Annotated in this window: 13 protein-coding genes; 1 reads left to right on the top strand and 12 read right to left on the bottom strand. The window is 49.3% G+C overall.

Going from position 1 to position 15557, the window contains the following annotated elements; all coding sequences use genetic code 11:
- Positions 1-154 precede the first annotated feature (154 nt).
- A complete protein-coding gene (locus tag F5I99_RS08635) occupies positions 155-1282 on the top strand; it encodes an MltA domain-containing protein (protein WP_151055058.1) in 1128 nt (375 codons plus the stop codon).
- Positions 1283-1304: 22 nt separating this feature from the next.
- Here F5I99_RS08635 and F5I99_RS08630 read toward each other — a convergent pair whose 3' ends face one another.
- The 12 genes from F5I99_RS08630 to clpX all read right to left on the bottom strand — a co-directional run bounded on the left by F5I99_RS08630 (position 1305) and on the right by clpX (position 15534).
- Positions 1305-2930 (bottom strand): methyl-accepting chemotaxis protein, encoded by a 1626-nt coding sequence (locus F5I99_RS08630; protein ID WP_151055056.1) that lies wholly within the window; start codon positions 2928-2930, stop codon positions 1305-1307.
- A gap of 140 nt (positions 2931-3070) precedes the next feature.
- Entirely contained in the window at positions 3071-4309 is a 1239-nt protein-coding gene (locus tag F5I99_RS08625) for a saccharopine dehydrogenase family protein (protein WP_151055052.1), read from the bottom strand.
- Between the two features lie 43 nt (positions 4310-4352).
- Positions 4353-5450: a carboxynorspermidine decarboxylase gene (locus F5I99_RS08620; protein WP_151055049.1), complete on the bottom strand. Its 1098-nt coding sequence runs from the start codon at positions 5448-5450 to the stop codon at positions 4353-4355.
- Positions 5451-5557: 107 nt separating this feature from the next.
- Positions 5558-6130, bottom strand: coding sequence for a PH domain-containing protein (locus tag F5I99_RS08615; protein WP_151055046.1), 573 nt, complete (start codon positions 6128-6130; stop codon positions 5558-5560).
- A gap of 56 nt (positions 6131-6186) precedes the next feature.
- A complete protein-coding gene (locus F5I99_RS08610; protein ID WP_151055043.1) occupies positions 6187-7251 on the bottom strand; it encodes a carotenoid 1,2-hydratase in 1065 nt (354 codons plus the stop codon).
- A 28-nt stretch (positions 7252-7279) separates the two neighbouring features.
- Complete coding sequence (locus F5I99_RS08605) at positions 7280-8509, bottom strand: FAD-dependent oxidoreductase (protein WP_151055041.1); 1230 nt, start codon at positions 8507-8509, stop codon at positions 7280-7282.
- Positions 8510-8592: 83 nt separating this feature from the next.
- Positions 8593-9288 (bottom strand): aspartate/glutamate racemase family protein, encoded by a 696-nt coding sequence (locus tag F5I99_RS08600; protein WP_151055039.1) that lies wholly within the window; start codon positions 9286-9288, stop codon positions 8593-8595.
- On the bottom strand, positions 9285-10376 hold the full coding sequence (locus tag F5I99_RS08595; RefSeq protein ID WP_151055036.1) for a toxic anion resistance protein: 1092 nt from the start codon (positions 10374-10376) through the stop codon (positions 9285-9287). The genes F5I99_RS08600 and F5I99_RS08595 overlap by 4 nt, the downstream gene beginning before the upstream one ends.
- Positions 10373-11296 carry a cobyrinic acid a,c-diamide synthase gene (locus F5I99_RS08590; protein ID WP_151055033.1) on the bottom strand — a complete coding sequence of 308 codons (924 nt, stop codon included), beginning with the start codon at positions 11294-11296 and terminating at the stop codon, positions 10373-10375. The genes F5I99_RS08595 and F5I99_RS08590 overlap by 4 nt, the downstream gene beginning before the upstream one ends.
- A gap of 79 nt (positions 11297-11375) precedes the next feature.
- Complete coding sequence (locus F5I99_RS08585) at positions 11376-12215, bottom strand: sulfurtransferase (protein ID WP_151055030.1); 840 nt, start codon at positions 12213-12215, stop codon at positions 11376-11378.
- A 98-nt stretch (positions 12216-12313) separates the two neighbouring features.
- Positions 12314-14140: a gamma-glutamyltransferase gene (gene ggt / locus F5I99_RS08580; protein ID WP_325063017.1), complete on the bottom strand. Its 1827-nt coding sequence runs from the start codon at positions 14138-14140 to the stop codon at positions 12314-12316.
- Between the two features lie 119 nt (positions 14141-14259).
- Positions 14260-15534 carry an ATP-dependent Clp protease ATP-binding subunit ClpX gene (gene clpX, locus F5I99_RS08575; RefSeq protein ID WP_151055028.1) on the bottom strand — a complete coding sequence of 425 codons (1275 nt, stop codon included), beginning with the start codon at positions 15532-15534 and terminating at the stop codon, positions 14260-14262.
- Positions 15535-15557: the final 23 nt, after the last annotated feature.

The following is a 15557-nucleotide window of genomic DNA, read 5'->3' as shown; positions in this document are numbered from 1 at the left end:
GATCCTGCATTGGAGCTTAAGGTTCAAATCAATTAAGGGTGTGTTTGAATAGATTTTGTATATGTTAGAACTCAGTCCCATCACTCCACTGAACCCTTGTTCCGGATTTTGCTACACTAGCTATTCAACTTAACTTCTGAGACATCACCCGCTCATGGCAACTTCCAAGCACCTGGCTCTAACCCTATCGTTACTGTTAAGCGGCAGTGTATTGGCCAGCCCGACATTTACGCCAACGACTCAACTTCCCGACGGTGAATGGATCGATTTAAGTGAAGACCTGTGTGACGTAGCCCAGCAAACACATAGCTATCTTGCTCAAGGTAACGCCTATGATCCTGCTGCGATTCATGGTGGCACTACAGTCTGGCTGAACACACCAACTGAGCGTATCCAGGAAACGCTGGCCTATATTTGTGAGGTCGTTCACGAAGACCAACAAATGGGGCGCACCTCACGCTTAACCGATCCAGACTTTATTGCCGAGCATTTCGAGTTATTGCGCTGGTCTCCGGATCAGCAACGGGCCAGTCAGCTCAGTGATGACAAACCCTTGCTGCAACGCCTGCCATCTGATCGTCTTTTATTAACTAAATACTATGTTCGTCTGACAAACGGACAACCACAACAAACCCCTGAAACACCCCACGCTCTGTATGGCTTACCCTTTGATGAAGCCCACTTAAGCCTGGACGAAGCCGATGCCAAGCGGGATCATATCACTCGCTACCGCTATGGCAAACAAACGATAGTAGCCAATGAAAGCTCAAAAGACCAAGCCGCTCACATGAGAAACCTTGCTCCGCCGCTTATCTGGTTGAGTAGAGACGATCTAGAAGGTGCATTACTGCAAGGAACGGCCGTGGTCAATGAGCCGAGTGGGGATCGTCGCTACTTCAATGTTCATCGAAACAATGGCATTGCCTATGATCGTACCCAGCGCCCTGAACAGCAGCAGCGCTACTGGTACTTCAAAGAGGTTCAGGGGGTGCTGGGCTATGGTAAAGATGCCAACTACAAGATCCCTATTCTTCCTAAAGTCACTGTAGCTGGCGATATATTCCAACTGGGCTTAGGCCGCTTGATTCTACTCAGAACAGAGGAGCAGGGTCAGCCGGTATTTCGCTTAACGGTACTGGCTGATACTGGTGGCGCCTTTCATGACAACCTGTATCAGCTGGATTGGTTAAGTGGCTACTACCGGGACTGGGATGATTACTACCAGGCCAACCGGCATATTAGTGACTATGCCGACGCCTGGTTGCTACTAAAAAAACAATAGGTTATTTTAAAATATCGTCCAATTAAGACTTTATACTGACCGCTATATTGTCTTCCAGTTGGTTAAGCAAATCGACGATACTGGCTGAGATTTCGGATACCTGATCATAACAGCGTTCGGCGGCGGCGAAGTCGCGGGCATCTTTGTAGCTGATTGCTTCACGCACCTGGGCGTGTAACTGCTCATGGGGTTTTTCGATGGCTTTTAGTTCTGCAAGATGGCCATATTTTTCCAGTCCGGCTGAGTAGTACCACTTACCAAAGGCACAGTCATGATGTGAGACCGCTTCTTTCAAGGACAGAGTGGCTTTCCCATCGAGAAAAGCACGCAGACGGGTTTTCCAGGATAAGTGTGCAGATTTGGCCGCGCTGAGATCAACCCCTTTAACCAGGGTTTTAAAATGCCCCAACTCATCATTGAGCTGCTGTACATGCTTGCTGATCTGACCCGTGGCTGAGACTGTCTGGTCGGCAAAGCTGTTGGTACGACGGGCCTGATCCGCCACCAGATTGATATTGTGATCCATATCTTGAGCAACCTGACTCTGCTCTTCGGCGGCCGTGGCAATCTGTGTGTTCATATCCGAAATCACACTGACCGAATCAACAATTTCAGCCAGTGCTTTACCGGCATGATCGGCATTACTGACACAATTGGCGACTTCATCATGACTGCGCTGAATCACCTTAACGGCAGATTCAGATTGTGTTTGCAGCTGATCGATAATCACAGCGATGCTTTGAGTGGATTCCTGGGTACGCAGCGCCAGCGTACGAACTTCGTCTGCCACGACGGCAAAACCGCGCCCCTGATCACCCGCGCGCGCCGCTTCGATGGCCGCATTCAAGGCGAGCAGATTAGTCTGTTCGGCAATCTCCTTGATGACATCCAGAATCTGGCTGACTTTCTGGCTGCCTGCAGCCAATTCTGCAATGACTTCACCTGATTCAGTGACCCGATCAGCAACTATGCGAATACTGTCAACGGTCTGATTTAACAGGGTATGTCCACGGCCTGCGGATTTATCTGCCTGATCAGCTGACTGGGCAGCCAGTGATGCACTCTGGGCAACCTCCTGAACGGTGGCCGCCATCTCAGTAATGGCAGCTGCCAGTTGCTCGATCTCCTGCAACTGAACACTTGTACCACGACTGGTGTCATACAACGTGGTTGATACCTGATCAGCCCCCACACTGACACGGCTGGAAGTTTGCGTCACCTTCTGCAGCAGATCGCCAATCCCCAGAATGATTTCGTTATAGGCTGTATAATTCTGGCCTATTTCATTGCGCATATTATCTACTTCAATTGGTACGGAAAAGTTACCTTCAGCAAGAACCCGAAGATGGTCACGCAGATTTTTAACCTGACGCATCATCACCGTCAGGCCGAACATGCGACCAAAGATCACCATAACCAATACTAGGGCAGAGGAAATCATGGAGGCCTTCAACCAGTGAACCTGGGTCGGATCCTGCAGGGCCATGTAGACACACAGGAGGCTAAAACCAGTGAGCGAAAACATAATGATATAAGAAAACAGGAACTGGGAATCCAGCGTACGCATGCCCAAAGCAGAGAGCATATTTTCAATCAGTTTACCTGTACGGTAGCGAAAGGAGTGCTTTTGTTCATTGTACTTAAACATAGAATATCAGTTGACCAAATAATTTTAGATTCAATCTGCAAATTCTACCCTAAGCAATTGAATTAATACAGACTATAGAAACTAATAACCCGGCAAACGCCGGGTTATTAAAAGAAAAACACTTCTATTTCAAACGCTATTTAAAACACCAAAGGTCTATCACCCTGCTCGTCCCGAATGCGACTGGGCAGCCCCATTTCGTTCAGCAGCCCAAGGAAAGGCTGAGGCGGGAGCTGCTCCACGTTGACCATGGATCCGACATCCCAATCACCCCTGGCAATCAACAAAGCTGCGGCGACTGGCGGCACACCAGCGGTGTAAGAGATGCCCTGGCTGCCCACTTCATTGTAAGCGTCTTTATGATCCGCCACATTGTAGATAAACACTTCTTTGTCCTTACTGTCTTTTTTCCCTTTGACCACATCACCTATACAGGTTTTACCTGCATAGCCCGGCGCCAGTGAGGACGGATCAGGCAATACGGCTTTGACCACCTTAAGTGGGACCACTTCCTGACCTTCAGCTGTTTTCACCGGCTGCTCCGACAACAGTCCGAGATTATTCAGCACCGTGAATACATTAATGTAATGTTCGCCAAAGCCCATCCAAAAACGCACATTCGGCACATTCAGATTTTGCGACAATGAGTGCACTTCATCATGACCCGTCATGTAGGTGGTTTGCTCACCCACTACCGGCAGATCATCGGTGCGCTTGATCTCGAACATTTTGTTACTGGTCCATTGACCGCTTTGCCAGGACCAGACCTGTCCGGTGAATTCACGAAAGTTGATTTCCGGATCAAAGTTGGTGGCAAAATAACGACCATGGCTACCCGCATTCACATCAAGAATATCGATCGAGTCGATGGAGTCAAAATACTCAGATGCAGCCAAGGCAGCATAGGCATTGACAACACCCGGATCAAAACCCACACCCAGAATAGCAGTAACCCCTTTCTCCTTACACAATTCACGACGTTTCCACTCGTAGTTGTTATACCAGGGTGGCGTTTCACAGATTTTGTCTGGCTCCTCATGAATCGCCGTATCCAGATAGGCTGCACCGGTATCGATACAAGCACTGAGCACAGACATATTGATGAAGGCAGAGCCTACATTGATGACGATCTGAGAGTCGGTTTCTCTGATCAAGGCCTTGGTGGCTTCTACATCCAGTGCATCCAGTGTAAAAGCGCTCAGTTTACCTGGGACTTTCAGACTGTTTTTTTGTTTGACACTGGCAAGGATCTGTTCGCACTTAGCAACATTTCGGGATGCAATTGCAATATCACCGAGTATGTCATTATGTTGCGCACATTTATGAGCCACTACCCGGGCCACACCTCCAGCACCGATTATCAGAACGTTTTTCTTCATTTTTTTCCTCAACTCCACTTTTCACATGGGCCGAACACAAACCTCAAGAGAGGCTATGGACAAAATCGTCGAAGCTAAATTCCTTCACCAGTTCGACACGGCCATCCTCATGGCGCACTGCAATGGCTGGCATTTGCACACCATTAAACCAATTTTTCTTTACCATGGTATAACCGGCAACATCCTGAATTGACAGGTGATCACCTGCTTTCAGTTCATGATCAAAATTAAATTCACCAAAGATATCTCCAGCAAGACATGACTTTCCACAAATCATGTATCTGTGTAGACCCTCATTCGGCAGCATCCGCGCACTTTGCTGATAGATTAGCAGATCCAGCATGTGTGCTTCGATGGAGCTGTCCACCACGGCCAAGTGTTTGCCGTTAAACAGGGTATCCAGCACGGTCACCTCCAGCGTTGCTGTATCAGTGATTGCAGCCTCACCCGGCTCCAGATAGACCTGAACAGCAAACCTTTCCGAGAAGCGCTTCAAGCGGGCACAGAAGGCATCGACCGGATAATCTTCACCAGTAAAGTGAATGCCGCCTCCCAAACTGACCCAATCCACCTGATTCAGCAGATGGCCGAAGTCGGTTTCAATACGGGTGAGCATCTGATCAAACAGGTCAAAATCACTGTTTTCGCAGTTGTTATGAAACATAAAGCCGGAAATTTTATCGATCACAGCTTCAATACGGACGGGATCCCACTCACCCAGGCGACTGTAAGGGCGTGCCGGATCAGCAATAATAAAGTCGGAACTGCTGACACGGGGGTTAACTCGCAGGCCTCTTACAGCATCAGCTGATGCTGTAGAAAAACGCTCTAACTGACTAATTGAATTGAATATTATCTTGTCTGAATGAGCCAGGACTTCAGCTATTTCATGATCGGCATAAGCAACACTGTAGGCGTGGGTTTCACCGGAAAATTTGAGCTTACCCAGCTTCACTTCATTTAATGAAGAGGACGTGGTGCCATCCATGTAGCGGCTCATCAGATCAAACACCGACCAGGTTGCAAAGCATTTCAGTGCCAGCAAGGCTTTCGCACCTGATTGCTCGCGCACATAGGCAATTTTTTCCATGTTACGCAACAGTTTACTTCTATCAATCAGGTAGTAGGGTGTTTGGATCATGTGTAGCTATCCCCGCCTTCGCAAAGCCGTGGCTTTGCTCGGTATAAATTAAAAGGCGCGATTATAATTTAATCAAAGCGGGGGTTCGAGGAAAAAACGTTAATATTTTATGAATCCGCACTGTTTTCAAGTGTAGGAATTTGACTCGATTGGGCTAGCAGACGCTTTTCAATCATCTCTTTCACCTCGATTACCCGGCTGACAGAGTGCATGATCAGCTCATGACTTCCCCGGCCGGCAATTTTCAATGTCCCGTAGCCCAACAGACGCCCCAGTAAGGACTGCTGTAACGAAACACCATCAGCGGAGCGCAACAACAACTCATGCGTTGATACCCCCAGCACACCGGATTTACTCATGATACGCACATTAGTCAGCGTGTAGCGTGTACTTAACTGTAAAATATAACGCCTGACACCATGAAACAGGAAATAGAGTCCAATCAACAATAATAAATAGCCGGTCCACTGGGCAGGTACCGCAAATACCTGATCAAACAGCTCATTCATCATCGAACGGTAGAGTTCTACCAACTGCCAATCATCCCAAAAAGGAATCGTTGATATAGCACTGCGGTACAGGGTATACAGCCATAACGCGATTAACAGATCCACACTCCCCCTAAGGAGATAAAGTGGATTACGGCCGATTCTCAATACCAGCTTTTCATTCGTCAACATTGGTTCTCTTATTTCCTGTCACATGGTCTATAACACTAGCTTGTGTATTAAGCGACTCAGTTCACTGGTGTCAGCGTTAACTGATAACCGCCCTGTGCAGTTTCGTCATAACTTTTAGCAATAACGCGGTACTCACCTGCCTCCATGTAGGATTGAATACGTGCATTCAGGTCACCACCACCATCGTCATCACTCAAGTAAAACCCATTGCCTTCCAGTTCAAGATAGGTATCGATATCATCTGAGACCATATCAATCTGGTAATCTCCGGCTTCTACAAGAGTCACTTGATAGACATCTTCTTTATCACTGGCCAACCGAGCATTTACAGTCTGCCCAAGCTCCAGTGTCCCTGCCTGATTTTGGTGTTCCATATCAGCTGCATCACGAGAAACAACCGTCAGAGTATAAAAACCGGCCTCTTCGCTATATGAGCTCACAGTCAGCTGGTACTCGCCTGCCTCAAGATACTCACGGATACGTGCATTAAGGTTGTCACCACCATCATCATCTTCAGTGCTATAGCCGTTCGGTCCCTGCAACACCAGGAAAGAATCCATTTCATCAGATTGCATATCTATCTGATAAAAACCACTTTCTTCAATGGTCAGCACATAATGACCGGTATCATCTTGTTGTAACCAATTGCGAATATCAGCAGGCACTGCAAGCTGGTCAGTATCGCTCAACTCTACTTCGCGTGAGTTCAGATTAAACGGACCATAACTGTCTGCATCCTGACCACTGACAACCAGCACATAGTCTCCTGGCTGGTCTACGCGATAGCGCAGCACAGGTGCACTGGTGAGTAACTCATCACTGCTGTTGTACAAAGACAACATACCATCAAGGCTACCTTTCAATTCCACTTCAACCAGTTTATCGGTATCAAGCGGGAGCAAAAATTCACTGAAACGGCTTCCATCCTTACGGTTAAGGGCACTCTGCGAAGTCAACTCACCGCGCTGAGATTCACCTAACAGCAAAGTCGGGATAACGGGTGTATCGGGCACGGACTCCTCAACCACAGGAGCTGACGAGTTGACTTGCCAGCCAATCAAAACACCTACGGCCAGACTGCCCAGGCTGGTTAAAACGAGGGGTGTACTTAACTTGCTCATAATTTATCCTTAAAGATCAGCAAACGCCTTAATGGCAGAGAGCAACAACAGCATGAGCTGAGCTGACAGCAGACTCCAGTAACGGTACGCCTTCATGCGCCCATGAACCACAGAAAAACACACGGCGGTCCGGTTGCTGATGCAATTGTTGCAGTTTTTTCTGAGCCAATTCGGTACCGGCATGTACCACAGCACGCTGCAGCGGAATTTGTGCCAATACAGTCTTGGGATCTGGATTATATAACGGATTCCATGTTTGGAACACCGGGGAAGCATCGACTAATGTTGGTTCTATAGCATTTACCCAGACGGTAAACATCGGTTTACGTAATTGGTAATCCATCTGAAAATTCAGTGCTGTCCAGTCACTGCGCCGCTCTGGCATAAATCGCTGGTCCTGATGTACCCAGAGCACACCAGAATCAAAACGTATCGCCTGAAGTATTTCCAATTCTGCGGCAAAAACCTCTGGATCGAGAAAGTGTGTCTGATTAGCTTGAGTAGCAACGATAACGCGATCATACACTCCGCCTTCGCCTCGCTTATTGACTACCTGCACCTTGTCATCCAAATAATTCACGGCGGTAACCGGGCTACCGGCAATTAACTCCACACCATCTGACAGCGCATTAACCAACGTGGTTGAACCACCTTTCAGACGGTAGAGACACTTATCGCGCAATATATGATCCAGCAACTGCAATAGCTGCACCGCAGGCCATTCAAGCAGATGTTTTTCATCACAGGTGCAAATGGTAGTCAGTATCGGTAACATCAGTCCACGCCAGAACTTCGGAGAAAAGGTCTGTTGCTCGAGCACCTGTCCGAGGGTCGAGGTGGACTTCTGCCGCTCCAGTCGACGTGTCAGCTGTGCGAGTTGTCGTAATCCTAGCCCTATCTGTAACGCACTTATATTCAGGTAGCGCCATGAGCCGACAAATGCTTGGTTTAACACAGGGAACTTACCACTTCGAAACCAAGTACTCTGATCGAGCCAGCTACAGGAAGTGAAGGTTTCTACCGGAAAGCAATCAACACCAACTGCTTTTGCCAACGCAATGGCGCTGGGCCAGGCTTCAGGACTCACCACACGCAAGGGAACATCTATGACGCCCTGCTCAAACTCCAGGGTATGAGCAGCCATACCAAAGCCTTTTTCCGCTTCAAAAACAGTGACACTATGGCCACTCTTCCTGCAACCGTACGCGGCTGCCAGCCCCGCCATGCCACTGCCAATAACTGCAATACGATAGGTCATTACATATCCTTGCTAAGCACACTAGTCGCAGCTGCATCAACCCAGACGCTAACGCTACACCTGGCTGTTTTTTTCAATGCACATCATGTTTGATTAAGCGCCCAGACCACTGCCTGCTGTGCATGTATCAGTGTTGTATCATACAAAGGCGTGGCTGTATCAGCTTGACGCACCAGCAGACCTATTTCAGTACACCCCAGAATAACGGCTTCAGCCCCTTCCCCGGCAAGGCGATTGATAATATCCAGATAAGCCTCACGGGACGATGACTTGATCACTCCACGGCAAAGCTCTGTATAAATCACGTCATGGACACGCTGCCGATCGGTCATGCCTGGCACAACTACGCTGATACCTCGTGCTTCCAGGCGCTCTCTATAAAATGACTCCTCCATAGTGAATCTAGTTCCCAACAGACCCACACGAGTCACACCATCAGCTTTTAATGTAGCTGCCGTCGCATCCGCAAGATGCAAAATCGGAATACCTACATCCTGCGCTACCCTAGGTGCAACCTTATGCATAGTGTTGGTACAAATCACCAGAAAATCAGCACCGCCCGCTTCCAGACAACGTGCCGCTTCTGTCAATATTTCAGCCAGCCTATCCCAGTCACCCTGCTGCTGCAGCGCTTCTATTTCGGCAAAATCAACACTATATAAAAGCACTCTAGCGGAATGTAAACCACCCAAAGCCTGCTTCATGCCCTCATTAACAGCCCGGTAATAAGTCTGGGTTGATTCCCAACTCATACCACCGAGCATGCCAATCATTTTCATATTGATCGCCCTTTAGTATTCAGCGCCTGCATCCGCTGGATTTGTTCCTGCATGACTGGCAGCGCTTGTTGACGGTAGTTAGACAGATCATCCAATGCGCCCTGCATCTCTACAAACGCCTGCTCTAATACTTGCATATCCAGTTGAGCAGAAGCTGCACGCTGTTGAATGGTGACACCCTGCTGCCGTAACGCCTGTGCCGTACCCGCAATCATTTCATTGGTGGTGTCATTAAGCGCATCGATATGATCAAGCACCAATTTCTGATTTGACAGCGCCAGTGCCACGGTAACGGCAACCCGTAATGCAGACAGCGTAACATTTAACCCACGATCAACTCCACGAATCAGCTCGCGGTTATTGCGAATAACCACTTCTACAGCCAATATCCCCTGCTGACAAACGGCCTGTTGCTGCTGCAAATCCAGGATGCGTTGGCGGAGTGGAAACAACAACTCTTCTTCAATAAACACCTTATCATTATCATTTAACTCATTGTTTTGTAGCTTATTATTAAGCTCATCATCTACCAGTTGGCCGAGCAATGCAAAGCGTGTCAGTGATTCCAGAGCAGTACGCATATCCTGCTGATCATGACCCAGAGTAACATTATCCCGATGCAATCTATCCCGACCTGCCTCCAAACCCTGAATCAGCGAATTCAAGGTATCCTGTGCGGTCTCAAAGCGCTTGAAGTAGCGCTTTACCGGTGACTGCAGCACCGAGATTCGGCTGAGAAATCGACTCATCGCCGTCGTTTCAAGCGCTTTAGGGTCAGGCTTCAATTCCTGCATTAACCTACGCAATTGGTCAAGTGACGCAACGACAACCTCACTCCCTGCTCCCTGTGCACCGAGCTGTTCCAGTGGGGTATTTAGCAGATGAGTCAGTCGAGAGGCTTCTATCTGAACCTCCAGACCCAGATGATCAATCTGTTCACGCTGCCTATCAATAGCCTCATCAAGCAGAGCACTAACAAAACCCTGTGCTTCAGTTTTGAGGTCATCTGTATTGCGCTGCACAGACGACTGATCCAATTCCTGAGCTAACTGTTCCGGTGAAGCAAGTGACAAGGGCTTTTCAGTCATGATGGTTTCCGTGAGTTAGGCGTATATTCATATCGAGACACACGCTGATTGAACAGTTCAAGTGCTTGCATGACTTTATCAGCGTCACTGACACCTGGATCCTGGGTTTGCAACTGCATTAACGCCATACTGGTTGTATCCAGAGCTGTTAGGGTCTTCTCATTTTCTGCGTGCAACTGTGATTGCTGCTGATAGATGTTATCCACCAACACCCAGCGTGCTTGCAGAGCATCACGTTCCGACGGGGCTGTTGCCGGATTATCAAGCTTACGACGAATGAATTCAGGATCCAGCGACAAGCATTGCTGCTGCAAATCAGCTTGATGTTGCAGCCGACGAATGACACTTTGATAGACATCCTGAATCAGGGATTGAGCCCGCTGTATCGCTAGCTCGCCTGGTTCAAAACGCTGTTCAAGCAAGCTCTGCAGTTTGATGTATCGGGTGTAGAAACGATCGGGCTGTGATGCATCCAACTGCACCTGCTTGAGTTTCCGCTTCATAGCCTGAAGCTTAGCCACAAGAGGATCGGCCTGGGCTGCAGCCGCATCCAAATCCAGACTGGTTGTTGCACGCTCCTGCTGCCAGACTTTCTGCTCAGCTTTTACCCGCTTTGCATGTTGTCGTTGCTTAAATCTTTCAATATAACCTCTTATACCACGCTCTACCGGCACCCAGACAAACAAAATACCCAACCCTGATAACCAGCCAGGGAGACTTGGACCAAAGCCCCCCCACAGGGAAGTAAGCCCAAGCAGAAAACACAAAAATGGCAACACGAAGGCATAACGCTTGATCACTCGAATACGTTCAGCACGCCCACCAGGCAACACCAGCCCGGGATTCAGCAAACCTGTCAACAGCCAAGGTCCGCACATAAGCGCCAAGCCAATTGAAAAACCCTGTAAAAATGACAGCATCGCGCTTCCTTTTTTGTTTAAGAACAGGGGCGGAATAGGCGATATATCAACGCCATTCTCATCAACCCCGAGTAGCTGCTCAGTCTATCGGAAGTTGGTGATTTGCACCCCACTCACTCCAGGAACCATCATACAGACCAAGAGATTGATACCCGACAACCGCTGCAGCCAAGAGTACGATACAAGCCGTAATACCTGATCCACAAGAGAAAATTAGTCGATCCTCCGAACTAACCCCGCAGGCGGCGAACCTCTCCGCAAGCATTGATCGAGGTAAAAACCTAAAGCCTTGCATCAAGTCAAGAAAGGGTAGATTGACCGATCCTGGTATATGACCGCCACGCAAACCGGGACGCGGCTCAGGAGCTTGACCATAAAAGCGTGCCTCTGAACGGGCATCGATAATCTCGGTATGGGGTGCTCCCAGTGAATTCAGTAACTGGGCACAGGAACAGACCCGCTGCGGCTGAAAAACACCTTGAATATCACCTGGCCTGGAAGCCTGAGCAAACTCCGACCCTGTCGCATGCCCCTGACGCTGCCACTCCGGCAAGCCACCATCAACAACATAGACCTGCTCATGCCCCATGATACGAAACATCCACCAGGCTCGCGGTGCAGCATAAATCCCCTGGTTATCATAAATCACGATGATACTGTCAGCATTAATACCCAACCTCTGTGCCTGTTGGGTAAATACGGTTTCTGACGGCAAGGTATGTGGCAGTGGACTGTCTTTGTCAATGAATCGATTTTCCAGGTCGCATTGGCGTGCCCCAGGAATACAACAGCACTGCTCGTACACCAGCGGCGCCGTGCCTACAACCTGGTCCATACTGGCATCCAGCAACAGTAGTTTTGGGTTATCCAGATTTTGGACTAGCCATTCAACAGATACCAGAGGTGAATCAGAATGCATACTTGTCTCCTATGGCGGCACAGCCAAACAGTGGACATCCATTCCGATCAATTCCTTTATACTCTAAAATTATAAAATCTGTTATCTATAGAATGCAATCAATCGCCGAGTACCACACCCTCTCGGCGAGGGTCGGCCCCACCACTGAACCCTGTAGGTATCACCTTAATCACCTGTAAACCACTGGTTAATTCACGTTCACTGACATCATGACCACGTGACCGCAAGGCTTCCAACAAGACGGCAGAAAAGCGTCCCTGCTCAAGATAAACAGGGCCACCCAGGGTAATAGCATGAGGCAAACTGATGGCGGCCTGCGCATCTAACCGCCAATCCAGCATCGCAACCAGGGTTTTCGCGGTATAGTGAATAATCGCCGCGCCCCCTGGCGACCCCAGACTGGCGACCAATTCACCGGACTCAGCATCAAATACCAGGGTCGGGCTCATACTGGAGCGTGGGCGCTTGCCAGGCTCTACCCGATTAGCAATCGGGCGGCCCTGTGCATCCTGGGATTGAAACGAAAAGTCGGTCAATTCATTGTTAAGCAGGTAACCACCATCCAGTCCCGTCCCCCCATCAGCCAAAATACGTGCGCCAAATGCTGACTCTATCGTTGTTGTCATAGCCAGCGCTCGCCCGTCTGCATCGACGATGCTGATATGACTGGTGCCATACTCTGGTTGCTCAGGTTGAGGCGCATAGGCTGTGGTGATCACGAAAGGCTCACCCGCCCGGGCTCCACCACTTCCCATACTGGCTGATCCGATCAGGGCAGCACGTGACTTCAGATAGCTTGGCTGTAACAAGTGCTGCCAGCTCCCGCCGGGCGCTTCAACAAAATCCGGATCAGCAATATACATCGCCCGGTCAGCAAAGCTCAGCCGCGACGCTTCCAGAAACTGATGCAACCAGGCCTCTGATGGCAATCCCGTGTCATCCAGACCTGGCTGCTGAGGCAAATGCTCGAGAATCCCCAGAATCTGCATAAGCGTCAGATGCCCGGAAGACGGTGGCGGAAAACCGCAGATACGGTAGCGCTGCCAGAGGGTGCAGATAGGCTCTCGACGCAAGGGTAGATAGGCGGCCAGGTCTTCTTCACTCAGCCTACCAGGGTGCCTCGAATGCTGGCGCACGCGCGCAACCAGGTCCGCAGCAACATCCCCCTGGTAAAAAGCTTCACTGCCCTCGCTCGCTATACGTTTCAGGATGTTGGCAAGTGCCGGGTTCCTTAGCAAATAGCCAACTGGGTGGGGCTCACCCTGGTCATCATAGTAAAAAGCAGCCGCCAGCGGATCCTGTTGCAAATGCTGTTCACTGCTAAGCAACTGATGCAGTCTCGGGCTAACAGCAAACCCTTGCTCCGCTAAACGAATAGCTGGCTGAAATAACACTTCCCAATCAAGCTGACCCTGCTCACGGTGAGCCTGCTCCAGCATTTTCAACACACCCGGCACACCGACGGACAACCCACTGGCTACGGCATCCATAAACTCCAGCGGGTTGCCCTGATCATCCAGAAACAGAGTTTCGTCAACAGCAGCAGGTGCTGTTTCACGGCCATCATAGGCGATTATCTGCTGGCCATCTGAATACATAAGGAACGCCCCACCCCCTATGCCACTGGACTGAGGCTCCACCAGTGTCAGCACAGCTTGTATTGCTACAGCCGCATCTATCGCCGAGCCTCCAGCCTGTATTATCTGATAGCCCGCTTCTGTTGCCAGCGGATTGGCGGCAGCGACAGCAAAGCGCTGGGTTTCAACCGGAGATTTAACGGTAAATCCACTCGCCCTTTCCGGTGCGATAGCCGCCGTATCCTGTACCGGCACAGCGGAAGCCGCAGAAACACTGAAACTCAACATGATCAAAGCCGTACCCAACCACTGCAAGGGACGCTCTTTACAAGAAATAGACAACCACATGGACATGCCCTCGTTAAAAAGCTTGCATCCAGTGTAACTGACCTATGGGTTGATGGGTAATCTACAGATAAAACAAACCCGGCAACTTGGCCGGGTTTGTCAGAGAACTAGCGTCAGCATCAATTATCCGGTGACACCTTGGCATGCTCCTGATTTTCGTAAATCAGGATTGGCTCTGAAGTGCCTTCAATCACGCCTTCATCAATAACTACCTTAGACACGTTTTTCATTGCAGGCAGTTGATACATGATATCCAGCAAGGTGGCTTCCAGAATGGAGCGCAAACCACGCGCACCGGTACGACGCTCCAGTGCCTTCTTAGCGACCGAACGCAGCGCTTCTTTGCGGAAGTCAATTTCAGCACCTTCCATCTCAAACAGAGCAGCATATTGCTTGGTTAAGCTGTTTTTAGGCTCAGTCAGAATCGAAATAAGTGCTTCCTCATCCAACTCAGATAGAGTGGCAATCATCGGCAGACGACCGACAAACTCGGGGATCAGGCCAAACTTGACCAGATCTTCCGATTCAACGTTGTGCAGCACTTCGGTGAGGTTTTTCTCATCTTTGCTCTTAACGATAGCATTGAAACCAATAGAGCTGCGTTCACTACGATCACGAATGATTTTTTCCAGCCCGGCAAATGCACCACCAACAATAAAGAGAATATTGGAGGTATCCACCTGCAGAAACTCTTGCTGCGGATGTTTGCGTCCACCCTGTGGCGGCACAGACGCGACGGTACCTTCGATCAGCTTGAGCAATGCCTGCTGAACCCCTTCACCAGATACATCACGGGTGATGGACGGATTGTCTGACTTGCGAGAAATCTTGTCAATTTCGTCAATATAGACAATACCTATCTGTGCCCGCTCAACATCATAATCACACTTCTGCAGTAGCTTTTGGATAATGTTTTCAACATCTTCACCGACATAACCGGCTTCAGTCAGCGTGGTCGCATCAGCAATGGTAAAGGGTACATTGAGCAAACGTGCCAGAGTCTGAGCCAGCAGCGTTTTACCACTACCGGTTGGACCGATGAGCAGAATATTACTTTTGTTAAGCTCGATTTCCGGTTTCTTCTCTTTCAGCTTCAGACGCTTGTAGTGGTTGTATACCGCCACAGCCAATACTTTCTTAGCGCGCTCCTGCCCAATCACATATTCGTCCAGAGCGTGTTTAAGCTCAGCTGGCAACGGCAGCTTTTCAGACACCTCACCTTCGACTGTATCCTGTATTTCTTCACGAATGATGTCGTTACACAGATCTACGCACTCGTCACAGATAAAGACAGAAGGTCCAGCTATCAGCTTGCGTACTTCGTCCTGACTTTTACCGCAGAAGGAACAAAACAGCTTGCTGCTTTCACCTTTTCCGCTTGTCTCATCCGACATTGTGATACCTCAAAACTATTCGA

This window comes from Nitrincola iocasae (assembly GCF_008727795.1).
GTDB classification, from domain to species: domain Bacteria; phylum Pseudomonadota; class Gammaproteobacteria; order Pseudomonadales; family Balneatricaceae; genus Nitrincola; species Nitrincola iocasae.
The sequence above is the reverse complement of the archived record's forward strand: the minus strand, read 5'-3'. Positions and strand labels throughout refer to the sequence as shown.